This window comes from Pseudomonas sp. HLS-6 TE3448, assembly GCF_053629555.1.
The window spans coordinates 4,933,983-4,951,092 of the sequence record NZ_JBRJIO010000001.1; the positions used below are offsets into that span (position 1 = coordinate 4,933,983).

At 61.1% G+C, this 17,110-nt stretch carries 14 protein-coding genes and 3 tRNA genes; all 17 read right to left on the reverse strand.

The window, feature by feature from the left end; all coding sequences use genetic code 11:
* Positions 1-132 precede the first annotated feature (132 nt).
* Positions 133-1,032, reverse strand: a complete 900-nt coding sequence (locus AB7M23_RS22635) for a DUF2242 domain-containing protein (protein ID WP_454242089.1) — start codon at positions 1,030-1,032, stop codon at positions 133-135.
* A gap of 193 nt (positions 1,033-1,225) precedes the next feature.
* Positions 1,226-1,302, reverse strand: a tRNA-Asp gene (locus AB7M23_RS22640).
* A gap of 99 nt (positions 1,303-1,401) precedes the next feature.
* Positions 1,402-1,478, reverse strand: a tRNA-Asp gene (locus AB7M23_RS22645).
* 78 nt (positions 1,479-1,556) lie between these two features.
* Positions 1,557-1,632, reverse strand: a tRNA-Val gene (locus tag AB7M23_RS22650).
* A 169-nt stretch (positions 1,633-1,801) separates the two neighbouring features.
* Positions 1,802-2,575, reverse strand: a complete 774-nt coding sequence (locus AB7M23_RS22655; RefSeq protein ID WP_409278741.1) for an SDR family oxidoreductase — start codon at positions 2,573-2,575, stop codon at positions 1,802-1,804.
* Positions 2,572-3,783, reverse strand: a complete 1,212-nt coding sequence (locus AB7M23_RS22660) for an O-succinylhomoserine sulfhydrylase (RefSeq protein ID WP_065758566.1) — start codon at positions 3,781-3,783, stop codon at positions 2,572-2,574. The genes AB7M23_RS22655 and AB7M23_RS22660 overlap by 4 nt, the downstream gene beginning before the upstream one ends.
* A 14-nt stretch (positions 3,784-3,797) precedes the next feature.
* On the reverse strand, positions 3,798-5,303 hold the full coding sequence (purF, locus tag AB7M23_RS22665) for an amidophosphoribosyltransferase (RefSeq protein WP_065758565.1): 1,506 nt from the start codon (positions 5,301-5,303) through the stop codon (positions 3,798-3,800).
* Between the two features lie 41 nt (positions 5,304-5,344).
* The gene (locus AB7M23_RS22670) at positions 5,345-5,899 is read right to left on the reverse strand and encodes a CvpA family protein (protein WP_102053356.1); all 555 of its coding nucleotides are present in this window, start codon (positions 5,897-5,899) and stop codon (positions 5,345-5,347) included.
* 98 nt (positions 5,900-5,997) lie between these two features.
* Complete coding sequence (locus tag AB7M23_RS22675; RefSeq protein ID WP_102053357.1) at positions 5,998-6,690, reverse strand: SPOR domain-containing protein; 693 nt, start codon at positions 6,688-6,690, stop codon at positions 5,998-6,000.
* A complete protein-coding gene (gene folC, locus AB7M23_RS22680) occupies positions 6,674-7,981 on the reverse strand; it encodes a bifunctional tetrahydrofolate synthase/dihydrofolate synthase (RefSeq protein WP_454242090.1) in 1,308 nt (435 codons plus the stop codon). The genes AB7M23_RS22675 and folC overlap by 17 nt, the downstream gene beginning before the upstream one ends.
* Positions 7,978-8,898: an acetyl-CoA carboxylase, carboxyltransferase subunit beta gene (gene accD / locus AB7M23_RS22685; protein WP_065758561.1), complete on the reverse strand. Its 921-nt coding sequence runs from the start codon at positions 8,896-8,898 to the stop codon at positions 7,978-7,980. Before accD ends, folC begins: the two co-directional genes overlap by 4 nt.
* Before the next feature lie 255 nt (positions 8,899-9,153).
* Positions 9,154-9,774 carry a phosphoribosylanthranilate isomerase gene (locus tag AB7M23_RS22690; protein WP_065758560.1) on the reverse strand — a complete coding sequence of 207 codons (621 nt, stop codon included), beginning with the start codon at positions 9,772-9,774 and terminating at the stop codon, positions 9,154-9,156.
* A gap of 39 nt (positions 9,775-9,813) precedes the next feature.
* Positions 9,814-10,695, reverse strand: a complete 882-nt coding sequence (gene truA / locus AB7M23_RS22695) for a tRNA pseudouridine(38-40) synthase TruA (RefSeq protein ID WP_454242212.1) — start codon at positions 10,693-10,695, stop codon at positions 9,814-9,816.
* Between the two features lie 83 nt (positions 10,696-10,778).
* The gene (locus AB7M23_RS22700; RefSeq protein WP_454242091.1) at positions 10,779-13,472 is read right to left on the reverse strand and encodes a FimV/HubP family polar landmark protein; all 2,694 of its coding nucleotides are present in this window, start codon (positions 13,470-13,472) and stop codon (positions 10,779-10,781) included.
* 174 nt (positions 13,473-13,646) lie between these two features.
* Complete coding sequence (locus AB7M23_RS22705; protein WP_099775442.1) at positions 13,647-14,657, reverse strand: aspartate-semialdehyde dehydrogenase; 1,011 nt, start codon at positions 14,655-14,657, stop codon at positions 13,647-13,649.
* 158 nt (positions 14,658-14,815) lie between these two features.
* Positions 14,816-15,928 carry an aspartate-semialdehyde dehydrogenase gene (gene asd / locus AB7M23_RS22710; RefSeq protein WP_099775443.1) on the reverse strand — a complete coding sequence of 371 codons (1,113 nt, stop codon included), beginning with the start codon at positions 15,926-15,928 and terminating at the stop codon, positions 14,816-14,818.
* Positions 15,929-15,998: 70 nt separating this feature from the next.
* Positions 15,999-17,081: a 3-isopropylmalate dehydrogenase gene (leuB, locus tag AB7M23_RS22715; RefSeq protein WP_065760968.1), complete on the reverse strand. Its 1,083-nt coding sequence runs from the start codon at positions 17,079-17,081 to the stop codon at positions 15,999-16,001.
* Positions 17,082-17,110: the final 29 nt, after the last annotated feature.

The window sequence follows — 17,110 nt, forward strand, 5'->3', positions numbered from 1 at the left end:
CATTGTCTGCTCCGTTTTTCTCATTCATCTCATTGATTCGTCATTCACCTTAAAGTTGCGCAGTGACGAAAAAATGACAAGACCGCTGTTTGAAATAAACGTAGCAGACGCCGGACGATTTATCCGCGCCGCCTACTGAACCGGTTGCTCCGCACTCACCGTAGGGTTGACCGCAGGTGTCGGCTCACTGAGTGCAGGCGCGAGCGGAGCGGCAGGCACCTCCTGAACCGTGATTGGCGCGGCCTCAACCGGAGGGGCAACAGGCTTCGAAGCTGCACCGTCATCGACTACCGGCGTGGCAGATGGCGCGGCGGGCGGCGCAGCGGGTGCAGGCGCCAAGGGAGCAGGTTCAGGCACGCTGGCTGCAGCTGGCGGAGTCGGGGCCGGCGCCGGGTTGCTTTCCGGCACACCCAGTTCAACGGCTGGCGCAGCCGCAGGCGCCGGCTCTGGTGCGTGCTCTGGCGCCTTCTCTGGCTCAGTCGCCTTCTTCTGTGGCTTCTTCTGTTCTTTGGGCAAGAAGCTCTCAACCAGCGCGAAGTAGCGCTCATAGAACTTGGCCGAGGTTACGGTCTCGCTGGCCACCTTGACCATCGAGTCGTCGGTAGAGCCAATCGGCATCGACACCGAACCCAGCACACCGACACCAAGACTGGCCGAGGTATTGGATTTTTTCAGCGCATAGCGGTCTTGCAGGGCGTTGGCGAACATGGTTGAGCGCTTGGCGCTGCTGTTGTCAGCCGCACAGACCACGTTGAAGCTGATCTGCATATGAGTGTCGCCAGTCTGCTGGAAACTCTTGTTACCCGTGACCTGACCAGCACTGCTGGTAGTGATGATGTAGCCCTGACTGAGCAAGGCACGCCGCGCAGCTTCGCACGAACCGGCTTCGCTCACCGGAAAGCTGCGCGAGAAGGTGCCCGAATCGTCGAAATTCTCGTGTTCGTAAATGGCGGCTTTTTTCGAGGAGCAGCCGGAAACACCCGCCAGCACTAGGGCCAGCCCGAGCGCACCGAAGACGGTTGACTTTGACATTGCAAATCCTGGGGAGAACGTTCGGCGCCTATTGTGCTACACATCGGCGCATCACTGAAGTGTCGAGGCAAGATTGGGCGGTAAATTGCCCGGAAGCCCCTTTCGAGATTGAAGCAGTGACCCAAACAAAAAAAGCGACCCTAAGGTCGCTTTCTCTGTTGCTTCGAGGAGTTCAAGGGCCTCGAAGCGGATATGGCGCAGCGGACGGGACTCGAACCCGCGACCCCCGGCGTGACAGGCCGGTATTCTAACCGACTGAACTACCGCTGCGTATCGCACAGACTTTCGTCCGTTTGAAACTGGGATCTGGCCTGAAGGTTTCGGTACCTTCCGACCTCAAACCGGCTGTTAAACCGATCTGGAGAAAAGTGGCGCAGCGGACGGGACTCGAACCCGCGACCCCCGGCGTGACAGGCCGGTATTCTAACCGACTGAACTACCGCTGCGCATATGGACTTGCGTCCTGTTCCTCTCAATTAGGTGCCTTCTTTCAAAAGCGCCTGGGTCAGGAACATCTCAGGAAGTGGTGGGTGATGACGGGATCGAACCGCCGACCCTCTGCTTGTAAGGCAGATGCTCTCCCGGCTGAGCTAATCACCCGTGTGCTTCGCTGAGGTGGCGAAATTTACGCAGGTATCGAACCTAAGTCAATACCCCTGTTGAAGTTTTTTTAAAAAACCGCAAAAAAGTTGCTTCACCCTTAGGCGACAAGCTGCCCGCAAAAGCAGAAACCGCCGTGTACCTCATGAAGCGCCCAGCGTAAAACCTGTTACCGGTAAATCATCTTCTTGGTCATGCCACCGTCGACCACGAACTCCTGCCCCGTAACAAAGCCGGAATTCTTCGACAACAGCCAGGCCACCATAGCCGCCACATCCTCTACCGTCCCTACCCTGCCCGCCGGGTGCTGAGCATGGTCGGATTCAGTCAGCGGTTCGGCGCGGCGCTGGGAGGGGTCACGGGCATCGATCCAGCCCGGGCTGACGGCATTGACCCGGATCTCCGGGCCAAGGCTCACCGCCAGGGCGTGGGTCAAGGCCAGCAAACCGCCCTTGCTCGCGGCATAGGCTTCGGTATCAGGCTCGGACTGCGCCGCCCGGGTCGAAGCCAGGTTCACGATAGCGCCACAATGCGCACGCAGGTAAGGCGCACAATGCTTGGCCAGCAGCATCGGCCCACCCAGGTTGACCGCCAGCACACGGTTCCAGTGCGCAAGACTGAGGCTTTCCAGGGTCGTGTTGTGAGGGTCGGCAATGGCGGCATTGCACACCAGGGCATCAAGCCGGCCGAACTGGCCCAGCACCTCGGCCACACCGACGGCGACCTGGGCCTCATCGGCGACATCCATGGCAACGAACCAGGCATTGTCACCCAGCACTTTGGCGGCCATGGAGCCACGCGCACGGTCAAGGTCGGTCAGCACCACCTGCCAGCCTTCACAGATCAGCCAGGCAGCAATGCCAAGGCCAATCCCCCGTGCCGCACCGGTGACCAGTGCGACACGACCGTTATGGCTGCTTTCGGGGGTTGACCAGTCGATCACAGCGCCGCCAACCCGCGGGCCAGATCGGCCTTGAGGTCAGCCACATCTTCCAGGCCGACCGCAACACGGATCAGACTGTCGCGGATACCCGCCGCCTCACGCTCCTGCGGCGACAGACGGCCGTGCGAGGTGGTGCCCGGGTGCGTGATGGTGGTCTTGCTGTCGCCCAGGTTCGCGGTGATCGAAATCAAGCGGGTGGCATCGATGAAGCGCCAGGCTCCTTCCTTGCCGCCCTTGACCTCAAAGCTCACCACCGCACCGAAGCCCTTCATCTGACGCTCGGCCAGTTCATGCTGCGGATGGCTCTTGAGCCCGGCATAGTGAACCTTCTCGATGCCATCCTGCTGCTCCAGCCATTCGGCCAGTGCCTGTGCGTTGGCACAATGGGCACGCATCCGCAGGTTGAGGGTTTCCAGGCCCTTGAGGAAGATCCAGGCATTGAAGGGGCTCAGCGACGGGCCTGCCGTACGCAGAAAACCCACCACTTCCTTCATCTGCTCGGCGCGACCTGCAACCACACCGCCCATGCAACGACCCTGGCCGTCGATGAACTTGGTCGCCGAGTGCACGACAATGTCGGCGCCCAGCTTCAGCGGCTGCTGCAAGGCCGGCGTGCTGAAGCAGTTGTCGACCACCAGTTGCGCGCCCTTGGCATGGGCCACACTGGCCAACGCGGCGATATCCACCAACTCGGCCAGCGGGTTAGACGGCGACTCGACGAACAGCAGCTTGGTATTGGCCTTGATCGCCGATTCCCAGGCAGCCAGATCCGTCAACGGCACATAGTCAACCTGCACACCGAAGCGCTTGAAGTACTTCTCGAACAGGCTGATGGTCGAACCGAACACACTCTGCGACACCAGCACATGATCGCCAGCGCTGCACAGGGCCATCACCGTCGAGAGAATGGCCGACATACCCGTCGACGTCGCAACCGCCTGCTCGGCGCCTTCAAGGGCGGCGATGCGCTCCTCGAAAGCCCGAACGGTCGGGTTGGTGTAGCGCGAATAGACGTTGCCCGGCACATCACCCGCGAACCGCGCGGCGGCATCAGCCGCCGTACGGAACACATAGCTGGAGGTGAAGAACAGCGGATCGCTGTGTTCACCTTCCGGCGTGCGATGCTGACCGGCACGTACGGCCAGGGTATCGAACGCAACCCCTTCAAGGTCGCTGTCGAGGCGCCCGGCATCCCATTCCTGTGTCATGCCGCTGCTCCCACTCAGTTGTTGTAGAGGTCGATGATCGCACTGACCGCTTGATTCTTGACCTTGGAGGCGTCGTTACGCGCCTGCTCGATCTTCTCGAGGTAGGCTTCGTCGATATCGCCGGTCACGTACTGGCCATCGAACACCGCGCAGTCGAAATTCTCGATCTTGATCTTGCCGCCGCCCACTGCGTCGATCAGGTCCGACAGGTCCTGGTAGACCAGCCAGTCGGCGCCGATCAGGTCAGCGACGTCCTGAGTGGTGCGGTTGTGTGCGATCAGCTCATGAGCGCTCGGCATGTCGATGCCGTAGACGTTAGGGTAACGTACCGCTGGCGCCGCCGAGCAGAAGTAGACATTCTTCGCACCCGCTTCACGGGCCATCTGAATGATCTGCTTGCAGGTGGTGCCGCGCACGATCGAGTCATCGACCAGCATGACGTTCTTGCCACGGAACTCGAGCTCGATGGCGTTGAGCTTCTGCCGAACCGACTTCTTGCGCGCGGCCTGGCCAGGCATGATGAAGGTACGACCGATGTAGCGGTTCTTGACGAAACCTTCGCGGAACTTGACGCCCAGGTGGTTGGCCAGCTCCAGCGCAGCGGTACGGCTGGTGTCGGGAATCGGGATGACCACATCGATGTCGTGATTCGGGCGCTCGCGCTGGATCTTCTCGGCGAGCTTCTCACCCATGCGCAGGCGAGCCTTGTAGACCGAAACGCCGTCGATGATCGAGTCAGGACGCGCCAGGTAAACGTGCTCGAAAATGCACGGCGAGTATTTCGGATTGGTCGCGCACTGACGGGTGTGCAACTGGCCATCTTCGGTGATGTATACCGCTTCGCCCGGCGCCAGGTCACGAATCAGGGTGAAACCCAGTACGTCCAGCGAAACGCTTTCGGAGGCGATCATGTACTCGACGCCTTCGTCGGTATGACGCTGACCGAAGACGATCGGACGGATGGCGTTCGGGTCACGGAAGCCGACAATCCCGTAACCGGTGATCATGGCCACTACGGCGTAGCCACCACGGCAGCGATTGTGAACGTCGGTGACGGCAGCGAAGACGTCTTCTTCAGTCGGCTGCAACTTGCCACGCACCGCCAACTCATGGGCGAAGACGTTCAGCAGCACTTCCGAATCGGAACTGGTGTTGACATGACGCAGATCGGATTCGTAGATTTCCTTGGCCAACTGTTCGACGTTGGTCAGGTTACCGTTGTGCGCCAGCGTAATGCCGTAAGGCGAGTTGACATAGAACGGCTGAGCCTCGGCCGAGGTCGAGCTGCCCGCAGTCGGGTAGCGCACATGACCAATACCCATATGCCCCACCAGGCGCTGCATGTGGCGCTGCTGGAACACATCACGCACCAGGCCATTGTCCTTGCGCAGAAATAACCGGCCATCATGGCTGGTCACAATACCGGCAGCGTCCTGGCCGCGGTGCTGGAGGACGGTTAGCGCGTCATACAGCGCCTGATTGACGTTCGACTTACCGACGATACCGACGATGCCACACATGCGACGCAACCCCTACTTAATGAAACTGGACTGAACAGCACTCAAGGCGTCTTGGGCCCCAGGAGCTGCTCCTTGAACGGGAGATCAACCGGTGCGCTGATCCCGCTGGCGAGCCACTGGCTGGTAAACCCCAGAATAAGGTTTTTCGACCAGTCAGCGACCAATAGAAATTGTGGCAAAAGCCGGGACTCCTGCCACCACGGATCCTGTTGTACCGGCCCCAGGCTCAGCAGCCCGACCGCCACGACAACCAGCAAGCCACCCCGCGCGGCGCCGAAGGCCATGCCGAGGAAACGATCGGTCCCGGACAACCCGGTGACACGAATCAGCTCGCCGATAATAAAGTTGATCATTGCCCCCACCAGCAAGGTGGCGACGAAAAGAATGGCGCAGCCGGCGATGACGCGGGCCGACGGCGTCTGGATATAGCTTTCCAGGTATTGCGATACACCGCCGCCAAACATCCAGGCCACAGCCCCGGCGATGATCCAGGTAAGCAGCGACAAGGCTTCTTTGACAAAGCCGCGCTTCAAACTGATCAGCGAGGAAATGGCGATAATCGCGATGATCGCCCAGTCGACCCAGGTAAATGCCACGGTGCTGCCTGCAAACGGATAAGGCGGCGCATTTTACCAGAGCGATGCGCTATCGGTAAGCGGTGATTTGCCGTCCGGTAACGACCGGACGGCAAGGCTTAGCTGCGTTCTGGCTGAAAACGAACGACAAAGCCCTTGAGCTTGTGCTGACGCCCCAGCAGATCACGCAAGCGCTCAGCCTCGGCACGTTCGATCAACGGCCCGACAAACACCCGATTCATGCCGTCAGAGGAACGAATATAGGCGTTGTAGCCCTGGCTACGAAGGGTTTTCTGCAAGGTATCGGCACTGGCACGGTTGGACAGGCTGGCCAACTGCACCGACCAGCTGACCGGCAGGCCGTTGACATCGACCTTGCTCGGCGCAACCGGCTTGGCCGCTGCAACAGCCGCAACCGGAGCAGTCGTCGGCGCGGGCTTACTCACCGGCGCTGCCGCTGGCGCGACCGGCTTGGCCGCCGCAGGCACCGGCACAGGCGTGGTGGCCGGCGCGGGAGCGGGCGCTGGAACAGGCGTTGCTACCTGTGCGACCGGCGTACTCGGGGCCGATAACGCAGGCACTTGCTGTACCACAACCGGCTCCTCAGGCAACGGCTGCGGCTCGGGCACCTGCACCGGCTCAACCTGAACCTGCGGCAAATTCGGCATGCCAGGCGCTTCCGGCGCCTCGACCCGCACCTGACGCAACTCATCCTCACGCGAGAACAACATGGGCAGGAAGATCACCGCCAGCGCAACCAACACCAATGCGCCGACCATACGTTGCTTGACGACCTTATCCAGCGACGCCATCTACCTCGTCCTCCTTGGCCTGCCGAGCGAGCCACTCAAGGGCTTCACCGACACAGAAAAATGATCCGAACAGCAGGATTTCATCATCTGCCGTTGCGTGCGCACACTGCCCTTCAAGGGCCGCTGCGACACTTGGATAAGACTGCACGTTCGCACCAAGATTCTCTAGCGCTACCTGCAACTCGACAGCCGGTCGGCTACGGGCGCTCTGCAGCGGCGCCACCGCCCAGCCCTGAACCTGCTTGCACAACGGTTCGATAACGCCCGCCAGGTCTTTGTCACTGAGCAGGCCAAACACCGCCAGGCGCCTGCCTTCAGGCGCTCGCGCTGCCAGTCGCTGCGCCAGGTATTGCGCTGCATGAGGGTTGTGCCCCACGTCCAGCAGAATACTCAGACGCTTGCCCTGCCAGGTGAACTGCCGACGGTCCAGGCGACCCACGATCCGGGTCGCATTCAAGGCAGTGACAATCTGCCCGGCATTCCAGGGCAAATCCAGCAACAGGTATGTCTGCAAGGCCAGCGCCGCGTTTTCCATCGGCAGGTCAAGCAACGGCAAGTCCTGCAACTCGACTACATTGCCGCGTGCATCAACGCCGCGCCAATGCCAATACTGGTCAGTACTGGACAGATCGAAGTCACGACCACGCAGGAAAAACGGACAGGCCAACTCACGCGCCTTGTCGAGCAAGGGCTGTGGCGGATTGAGATCACCACACAAGGCCGGCTTGCCCTGGCGGAAGATCCCGGCCTTTTCAAAGGCGACCGATTCGCGGGTATCGCCCAGCCAGTCAGCATGGTCGACACCAATACTGGTGACAACAGCAAGGTCGGCATCGACCAGATTGACAGCATCCAGCCGACCGCCCAACCCGACTTCCAGCACAACGGCATCCAACGCCGACTGCCGGAACAGCCAGAACGCCGCCAGGGTACCCATCTCGAAGTAGGTCAGGGAAATGTCGCCACGGGCGGCCTCGACCGCCACGAACGCCTCGCACAACTGCGCATCGCTGGCCTCGACACCGTCGATCTGCACGCGCTCGTTGTAACGCAGCAGGTGCGGCGAGCTGTAGACACCCACCTTGAGCCCCTGCGCCTGCAACAGTGCCGCCACGAAGGCGCAGGTCGAACCCTTGCCGTTGGTGCCGGTCACGGTGATTACCCGTGGCGCCGGCTTGCCCAACCCGAGCCGCGCCGCAACCTGTTGCGAGCGCTCCAGGCCCATGTCGATGGCCGACGGATGCAACTGCTCCAGGTAGGCAAGCCAGTCGCCAAGGGTACGCGAGGTCATACCGTGGCAGGCGCCGGCGGAACAACCACAGGCTCGGCAACCGCAGCAACGATCTTCGGCGTCGGCAGCCCCATCATCTGGGCCAGCAGCGTGCCCAGACGTGCACGCAACTCCTGACGCGGAATGATCATGTCGATGGCGCCGTGCTCAAGGAGGAACTCGCTGCGCTGGAAGCCTTCTGGCAGCTTCTCACGTACGGTTTGCTCGATGACACGCGGGCCGGCGAAGCCGATCAGCGCCTTGGGCTCACCAACGATCACATCCCCCAGCATTGCCAGGCTGGCAGAGACGCCGCCATACACCGGGTCGGTCAGCACCGAAATGAACGGAATGCCTTCTTCACGCAGACGCGCCAGCACGGCCGAGGTCTTGGCCATCTGCATCAGCGAGATCAGCGCTTCCTGCATGCGCGCACCACCGGAAGCCGAGAAGCAGACCATTGGGCAACGGTTTTCCAGGGCATAGTTGGCTGCACGAACAAAACGCTCACCGACGATGGCACCCATCGAGCCACCCATGAAGGAGAACTCGAAAGCACTGACCACAATCGGCATGCCAAACAGGGTGCCGCTCATGGAGATCAGCGCGTCTTTTTCGCCAGTCTGCTTCTGCGCACCGCTCAGGCGGTCCTTGTACTTCTTGCCATCACGGAACTTCAGACGGTCCACCGGCTCCAGGTCGGCACCCAGCTCGGCACGGCCTTCGGCGTCGAGGAAAATGTCCAGGCGCGCCCGCGCACCGATACGCATGTGGTGATTACACTTCGGGCAGACATCCAGGGTCTTTTCCAGCTCCGGACGATAAAGTACCGCTTCGCAGGATGGGCACTTGTGCCACAGCCCTTCAGGCACGGAACTTTTCTTCACCTCGGAACGCATGATCGAAGGGATCAGTTTGTCTACCAACCAGTTGCTCATGCTTTCTTTCTCCAGTAGCGGCGACCGCAGACAGCGCACTGTCGGGTCACGCGTATGCCCTTGAGCCAATTCGTGTTTATAAGAAGGTGGCGCGGACCCGCGAGGTCTCGCGTCGATCCCGCACCCCATTCACTCTTTACAGGCGATGCCACAGGCACCACCCGGTAATTTCGACCGGCCTTGCGGCACAGCCAGGCAGCATCAGGCTGCGATAGCTATGGACGATGGCCCGCCGCCAACCGTCACATCCGCGTATCACGCCTGACGCACCGCACGTAAAAACGCTTCGATACGGGCCGGGTCCTTGATCCCCTTGGCCTGCTCGACCCCGCCACTGACATCCACCGCATAAGGCCGAACCTGGGCAATGGCCGATGCCACGTTGTCTGCCGTCAGGCCGCCGGCCAGGATCACCGGCTTGCTCAATTTCGCCGGCACCAGCGACCAGTCGAAAGACTCACCCGTGCCACCCGGTACGCCCGCCACGTAGGTATCAAGCAGAACCCCGCTGGCGTTGTGATACCGGCGGCAACTGGCTTCCAGGTCGTCCCCCGGGCGCACCCGCAGTGCCTTGATCCAGGGGCGATTGAATCCCTCGCACTGCTCAGGCGTTTCATCGCCATGAAACTGCAACAGGTCCAGCGGTACGGCGTCGAGAATTTCGTTGAGTTCACAGCGGCTGGCGTTGACGAACAAGCCCACCGTGGTAACAAACGGCGGCAACGCGGCAATGATCGCCCGCGCCTGATGCACATCAACCGCCCGCGGACTCTTCGCGTAAAAGACCAGCCCAATGGCGTCAGCGCCCGCCTCGGCCGCTGCCAGCGCATCTTCTACACGGGTAATCCCGCAGATTTTGCTGCGAACTGCTGACATACTCGGTAAAACCTCAGCTGAACCGGAAAGCACCGGATGTTAGCAAATGAGTTGCCGGTCGTCAGCCGCCAATGCTTCGAAGCCGGTCAGGAAGTGCGGACCGATAAAACGCTCAGGCAAGGCGAACTCTTCGGGGTACTCGACCTGTACCAGGTACAACCCGTAAGGATGGGCCGTAACGCCCGCACTACGGCGGTCACGACTTTCCAGCACGTCTCGCGCCCAGGCCACCGGGCGTTCGCCCGCGCCAATGGTCATCAGCACGCCTGCAATATTCCGAACCATATGGTGCAGGAAGGCACTGGCGCGAATATCCAGCACAATCATCTTGCCGTGACGGGTCACGCGCAGATGATGGATTTCCTTGATCGGCGACTTGGCTTGACACTGCCCCGCACGAAACGCGCTGAAGTCATGCGTCCCGACCAGGTACGCAGCCGCCTCGGCCATACGCTGAACATCCAGCGGACGATGGTTCCAGGTCACTTCCTGCCCCAGGTGGGCCGGACGGATCTGATCGTTGTAGATCACATAGCGATAGCGCCGGGCCGTGGCCTTGAAGCGCGCATGAAAATGCGCCGGCATCTCCTGCGACCAGGCAACACTGATGTCATGGGGCAAGTTGATGTTGGCGCCCATGACCCAGGCCTTGCTACTGCGCACGACCTGAGTGTCGAAGTGCACAACCTGGCCGCAACCATGTACGCCGGCATCGGTACGTCCTGCACAGACCAGGGAAACCGGTGAGTCCGCCACCTTCGACAGTGCTTCCTCAAGCGTCTGCTGCACGCTCAATACGCCGCTTCGCTGACGCTGCCAGCCGTGATAGCGCGAGCCTTTGTACTCGACGCCCAGGGCAATTCTGAAAAAGCCTTCGGCCGCTGCTTCGGCGGCCGCGTTATCAATGATGTCCAAGGGGATACAACCTGTCGATTTACGCAATGGCGGGGAGTATAACGACAACGGCAGCCACCAGGGCTGCCGTTGGACTTGCAGGAAAAGACTCAGGCCAGTCGCGAACGCATTTCGCTGGCTTCGCGGCGCTGCTCCTGATCACCCTCCTTGACCACTTCATCAAGAATATCGCGAGCACCTTCATTGTCGCCCATGTCGATATACGCCCGAGCCAGATCCAGCTTGGTCGCTACCTCATCGGTGCCAGCCAGGTAGTCGAACTCGGGTTCGTCATTCAGACTGGCGGCATCTTCAGCGGTAAACCGCGGCGCGACCGGCGGCAGCTCGAAACCCTGCGACAGCTTGTCGAGCTCGGCATTGACGTCCTCCAGCTCGGACGCAAAGCTGGCGGAAGCCGCATCCGAATCACCCGACACGCTCAGGTCGAAATCATCAGGGAAGTCCAGATCTCCCAGGCCTGAAAGCTCTGGCAGGTCGGCCTCAAGCCCTAGCGACTCATCAAATGCCGCAAGTTCAGCCTCGATATCCCGGGGCGCCTGGGCAACCGAAGGCGATGGTTCATCACCCACATCAAGATCGAAATCAGCCAGATCATCCAGCGGCTCGGGCTCGGGCTCGGGCTCGGGTTCAGCTTCGACAACCACTTCAGGCACTGCTGCAGGCTCAGGCTCAGGCTGCGGCGTTGGTTCAGGTACCTGCGGTGCGGCCAGCTGCTCCTGCAGCACCGAATCAAAGCTCAGATCATCTTCAGTGTGCGCAGCTACCTGCTCGGTCAACTCGGGCACAACAGCCTCTTCGACAACCGTGGCATCCGCCAGGTCCAACCCCTCCAGATCATCCAGGCTCAGATCAAAGGCGTCATCCAAGGCATCTTCAGGTACCTGTGGCGCAACCTCGGCCGGCGACTCATCCTGGAGCAGTTCCTTGACATACTGTGCGTCCAGTTCTGCAGCAAGGGCAGCCGCACCACCTGCAAGGGCGACCATCGCCGGGAAGCGGCTCTTCAGCGCTTCAACATCGGCGTGATTCTGCCCCGTGGCGATCAGTTGACGCTCATGACCGGTAAAGGCATCGCGGTCACCTTGGCGCGCGTAGACTTCCATCAACTTCAAACGCAGATCGCTGCGCTGCGGCGCTTGTTCAACCGCTGGCTCAAGCAACTCGGCAGCATGGTTCAAACGACCACGCGCGATACTCAAGTCAACCTCAGCCAACAGGGGGTCTACTGGCTCAGCCACAATTTCGGGCTCAGCGACCAACTCTGGCTCATCCTCAACCACTGGAGCAGCCTTCTCCACTGGCTTCGGCTCAACGGCTTTCGGCGCAGGCTCTACCGGCGCCTGTTCAGCGGCCGTGGCCGCCGCTGCGGATGCAGCCACCACGGCAGGAGCCAGCTTGACGCTCGGCGCCGACACTTCCAGCCCCTCGAAGCTGCTTTCCGGCAGGTCCAGGTCAGGCCCCAACTCGGACTCTTCAGCCAGTGCACGCGCCATGCGCAGGTGCTTTTCCGCCTCCTGCTGAGCCTTGCGCTTACGCGCCAACAACAGCAAAAGCAGCAGCAACACCAGCAGCGCCGAACCTGCGATCAATGCCAGCAGCAGCGGATTGCCCAACAGATCATCCAGCGAAGTCTTGGCTGCCTGCGACTCTACCGATACCGGCGCGGTATCGGTCGCAGCGGGCGCAGGCGTGACGACAGGGTTGGTCGCCGCCGGCTGCAATTGTGCAGCAATCACCGGCTGCTCCGGCGCCGCATTCGCTACAGGCTCTGGAGCAGCTGCGGCCTGAGCCTCAAGCCGGGCCAATTGATCATTTTTCAGCTGAATAAGGCGCTGAAGCTTGTCCAGTTGGCTTTGCAGGTCCGCCATGCGCTCTTTCAGCTCGGCGTTATCGCGGCGGCTGGTGTCGAGGGTTTCCTGAGTGGTTGCCAGCTTGTCAGCCAGCGCCTTGTTGCCCGAAGCACCCTTGGCGCCAGGCGTCACCAGACGCAGGTTGTCCTGCTTGACGATACGGGCGGGTGCAGCCTGAGCCTTGACGCGGTGCGTGGCGTCCAGTTGACGCGCGCGCGGGCCCAGACGGCGCCCTTCACGCCAAGCCGCATACTGCTCGGCCACTTCCTTCACGGCCTGCGGCTGGGGTGTGCTCTGAATCTGCTGGGCGTCGGGCAGGCGCAACACCTGGCCCGTCTTGAGCTGATTGATGTTGCCATTGATGAACGCATCCGGGTTCAGGGCCTGGATAGCCAGCATGGTCTGCTGCACCGAACCACCCTGACGCGCCTTGGCAGCAATTTCCCACAAGGTGTCGCGGCGAACCGTGGTGTAGCGTGCCGGCGCGGTCACCGCAGGGGTCACTGCAGCCGCCTGCGCCGACTGAGGCGAGAACTTCGCCTGATCGATCAGTACGCTGTAGTCACGCAACAAGCGCCCGTTGGGCCACATGACCTGAACAAGGAACTTGACCATCGGTGCCGGCAGCGGCTGACTGGACGTCACCCGCAGCACACTTTTGCCGGCCGGATTGATCACCGGCGTGAACGTCAGGTCATTGAGGTAGCCCAGGCGCTCCACACCGGCCTTGGCGAACTCTTCGTTCGGTGCCAGGCTCGGCGCGATTTCGGCAGCGGTCAGGTCACGCACATCGAGCAATTCGATTTCGGCATACAGCGGTTGGTTCTGCGCCGACTTGAGGGTCAGCTCGCCCAAGCTAAGGGCATGCGCCATACCGGACGACAGCGCCGACGCGGCAGCTATTGCTAACACCAGTTTGCGAATTCGAAGCATGACCTCATCCTTTGTGTGAGCCTTCCCCGGCAACCGAGAAGAAGTGAAAAACTGCCCTTGGGCATCGACCGGCATTGAGCTGCGAGCCATGTTTGCAACCTGCCCCGCAAGCGCCCAAGGGCCGCTCACTTCCAGCAATCCAGAATCTTTATGCAAAGTGTTGCCAAGTATCTTTTACGCAAGGTCTTTTATCAACAATTCCGCCAGTTGCACTGCGTTCAAGGCCGCGCCTTTGCGCACATTGTCCGTCGTCAGCCACAGGTTGAGTTGCTCGGCTTCGTCGATACCACCACGCACCCGCCCTACATAGACCACATCCTGCCCCACCGCGTCACCGACCGGCGTTGGATAGTCACCGGCATCGACCAGCTCCACGCCTTCTGCCGACTCCAATGCAGCATTGACCGCCGCCAGATCAACCGCCGTACGACTGTGCAACGACACACTGTAGCTATCGCCAAAAAACACCGGGACTTGAACGCACGTCACGGAAATCTTGAGCAAAGGCAAATCCAGCAGCTCACGCAGCTCGGCCACCAGACGACGCTCCAGCACACCGTGCCCCGCATCATCACTGGCACCGACCTGAGCCAGTAGATTGAAGGCCATCTGCCGATCGAAGAAGCGTGGCTCCAGTGGACGCGCATTGAGCAGCTCAGCCGTCTGGCGAGCCAGCTCGTTGACCGCCTCACGCCCCTGGGCCGAAACTGCCAGGCACGCGGTCAGTTGCACACGTTCCAGCTCCAGCAAGCCCTTGAGCGGTGCCAATGCCACCGCCAGCGCCACCGCGGCGGCACTCGGGCTACGCAGTTGCTTGGGCGAGGCCAGGCCGGCAATCAGGGCGGCATTGGCTTCTGGCACGACGGCAGGCGCCTGCTCGGCCGACAAGGCGCCAGACAGGTCGATCACCGCACACCCGGCGGCCTGTGCTCGCGGCGCAAAACTCAGGGTGACGGCCGGGCTGGCGGCAAAGAACGCCAACTGGACCTGACTGAAATCAAACGCATCCACCTCGCGCACGCGCAGGTTCTTGCCACGGTAGGCCACCGAGCTGCCGGCCGACTCGATGCTCGCCAACAGGTGCAACGTACCCAGCGGAAAATCGCGTTCCTCAAGAATCTGCACAAGGGTTTCGCCGACCGTTCCGGTGGCGCCGATCACGGCAATATTGATGGGTTGGCTCATGAAAAATCCTCTGCGGGTACGGCGGGAGCGGCACTTTACTTGGATTCTGCCCCAAGGGACACCTCAAGCGGGCAGGAAACAACCTCGACCAGCGCGACTGAAAACAAAAAACCCGCGCTGTCAGACAGCGCGGGTTTCGGTGCCAGCTACAGAAGCGATCAACGCTCCAGCAGGATCCGCAGCATGCGGCGCAGCGGCTCGGCAGCCCCCCACAGCAGTTGGTCACCCACAGTGAACGCGCCCAGGTACTGGGAGCCCATGTTCAGTTTGCGCAGACGACCCACCGGGATATTCAAGGTGCCGGTAACGTTGGTCGGGCTCAACTCACGCATGCTGATTTCACGCTGGTTAGGCACCAGCTTCACCCACGGGTTGTGCTGGCTGATCATGCCTTCGATATCGGCGATCGGCACATCCTTGTTCAGCTTGATGGTCAGTGCCTGGCTATGGCAGCGCATGGCGCCGATGCGCACGCAGATACCATCGACCGGGATCGGGCTCTTGAAGCGACCCAGGATCTTGTTGGTCTCGGCCTGTGCTTTCCATTCTTCACGGCTCTGGCCGTTTGGCAGTTCCTTGTCGATCCAGGGGATCAGGCTGCCAGCCAGCGGCACACCGAAGTTCTCGGTCGGGTAAGCATCGCTGCGCATGGCCTCGGCAACCTTGCGGTCGATGTCGAGAATGGCACTGGCCGGGTTGGCCAGGTCGTCGGCAACGGCAGCATGGGTAGCGCCCATCTGACGGATCAGCTCGCGCATGTTCTGTGCACCGGCACCGGACGCGGCCTGGTAGGTCATGGCGCTCATCCACTCGACCAGACCAGCCTCAAACAGCCCGCCCAGGCCCATCAGCATCAGGCTGACGGTGCAGTTGCCACCGATGTAGTTCTTGGTACCGGCATCCAGTTGCTGGTCGATCACCTTGCGGTTGACCGGATCCAGCACGATGACCGCGTCGTCCTGCATGCGCAGGCTGGAAGCGGCATCGATCCAGTAACCCTGCCAGCCGGCTTCACGCAGCTTTGGGAACACCTCGTTGGTGTAGTCGCCACCCTGACAGGTCAGGATGACGTCGAGGGTCTTGAGCTCTTCAATACTGTAAGCATCCTTGAGAGGGGCAATTTCCTTGCCCACTGCCGGACCTTGTCCACCCACATTGGAGGTGGTGAAGAACACCGGCTCGATAAGATCGAAATCCTGCTCTTCCAGCATCCGCTGCATGAGCACGGAACCGACCATACCGCGCCAACCGATCAGACCTACACGTTTCATCGCAACTACACCTTTGCTAAAAAGTGGGCCGCTGCCTTAAAGGGAAAAAATCGGCAGCGGGCCAGAGAGATTACAGATTCCGCAGCGCTGCGACTACTGCGTCGCCCATTTCCTGCGTACCCACCTTATTGCAACCTGCCGACCAGATGTCGCCCGTACGCAGGCCTTGATCCAGCACCAGGCTCACCGCCTTTTCAATGGCATCGGCCGCTGCGGTCTGATTGAAACTGTAACGCAGCATCATCGAGACCGACAGGATGGTCGCCAGAGGGTTGGCAATACCCTGCCCGGCGATGTCCGGTGCCGAGCCGTGGCAAGGCTCATACATACCCTTGTTGTTGGCATCCAGCGATGCTGAAGGCAGCATGCCGATAGAGCCGGTGAGCATGGAAGCTTCATCCGACAGGATATCGCCAAACATGTTGTCGGTGACGATCACGTCGAACTGCTTGGGCGCACGAACCAGTTGCATGGCCGCGTTGTCGACGTACATGTGGCTGAGCTCGACGTCCGGGTAATCCTTGGCCACCTGCTCGACCACTTCACGCCACAGTTGGCTGGAAGCCAGCACGTTGGCCTTGTCGACCGAGCAGAGCTTCTTGCCACGCACACGCGCCATGTCAAAGCCGACACGGGCGATACGACGCACTTCACTCTCGCTGTATGGCAGGGTGTCATAGGCCTGACGCTCGCCACCTTCCAGCTCACGGGTGCCACGCGGGGCGCCGAAATAGATACCACCGGTCAGCTCGCGAACGATGAGGATGTCCAGGCCAGCGACGATTTCAGGCTTCAGCGACGAGGCATCCGCCAGCTGCGGATAGAGGATCGCCGGGCGCAGGTTACCAAACAGACCGAGCTGCGAACGGATTTTCAGCAGGCCACGCTCAGGGCGAATGTCACGCTCGATCTTGTCCCATTTCGGCCCACCGACAGCGCCCAGCAGCACGGCGTCAGCCTTGCGCGCACGCTCCAGGGTTTCGTCGGCCAGCGGCACGCCATGCTTGTCGATGGCCGCGCCACCGATCACATCGTGCTCAAGGCTGAAGCCCAGTTGGAACTTGTCGTTGGCAAGCTCCAGCACCTTGACCGCTTCGGCCATGATTTCCGGACCAATACCGTCACCAGGGAGAATCAGAATCTGCTTGCTCATGCTTTCCTCTATTCAATTCAAGCGGTGTG

Excerpts from the sequence above, each read along its gene's own strand:
- AB7M23_RS22635 (WP_454242089.1), bottom strand. The coding sequence starts at position 1,032 with ATGTCAAAGTCAACCGTCTTCGGTGCGCTCGGGCTGGCCCTAGTGCTG.
- AB7M23_RS22660 (WP_065758566.1), bottom strand. The coding sequence starts at position 3,783 with ATGACACAGGAATGGGATGCCGGGCGCCTCGACAGCGACCTTGAAGGG.
- purF (WP_065758565.1), bottom strand. The coding sequence starts at position 5,303 with ATGTGTGGCATCGTCGGTATCGTCGGTAAGTCGAACGTCAATCAGGCG.
- AB7M23_RS22675 (WP_102053357.1), bottom strand. The coding sequence starts at position 6,690 with ATGGCGTCGCTGGATAAGGTCGTCAAGCAACGTATGGTCGGCGCATTG.
- folC (WP_454242090.1), bottom strand. The coding sequence starts at position 7,981 with ATGACCTCGCGTACCCTTGGCGACTGGCTTGCCTACCTGGAGCAGTTG.
- accD (WP_065758561.1), bottom strand. The coding sequence starts at position 8,898 with ATGAGCAACTGGTTGGTAGACAAACTGATCCCTTCGATCATGCGTTCC.
- AB7M23_RS22690 (WP_065758560.1), bottom strand. The coding sequence starts at position 9,774 with ATGTCAGCAGTTCGCAGCAAAATCTGCGGGATTACCCGTGTAGAAGAT.
- AB7M23_RS22700 (WP_454242091.1), bottom strand. The coding sequence starts at position 13,472 with ATGCTTCGAATTCGCAAACTGGTGTTAGCAATAGCTGCCGCGTCGGCG.
- AB7M23_RS22705 (WP_099775442.1), bottom strand. The coding sequence starts at position 14,657 with ATGAGCCAACCCATCAATATTGCCGTGATCGGCGCCACCGGAACGGTC.
- asd (WP_099775443.1), bottom strand. The coding sequence starts at position 15,928 with ATGAAACGTGTAGGTCTGATCGGTTGGCGCGGTATGGTCGGTTCCGTG.
- leuB (WP_065760968.1), bottom strand. The coding sequence starts at position 17,081 with ATGAGCAAGCAGATTCTGATTCTCCCTGGTGACGGTATTGGTCCGGAA.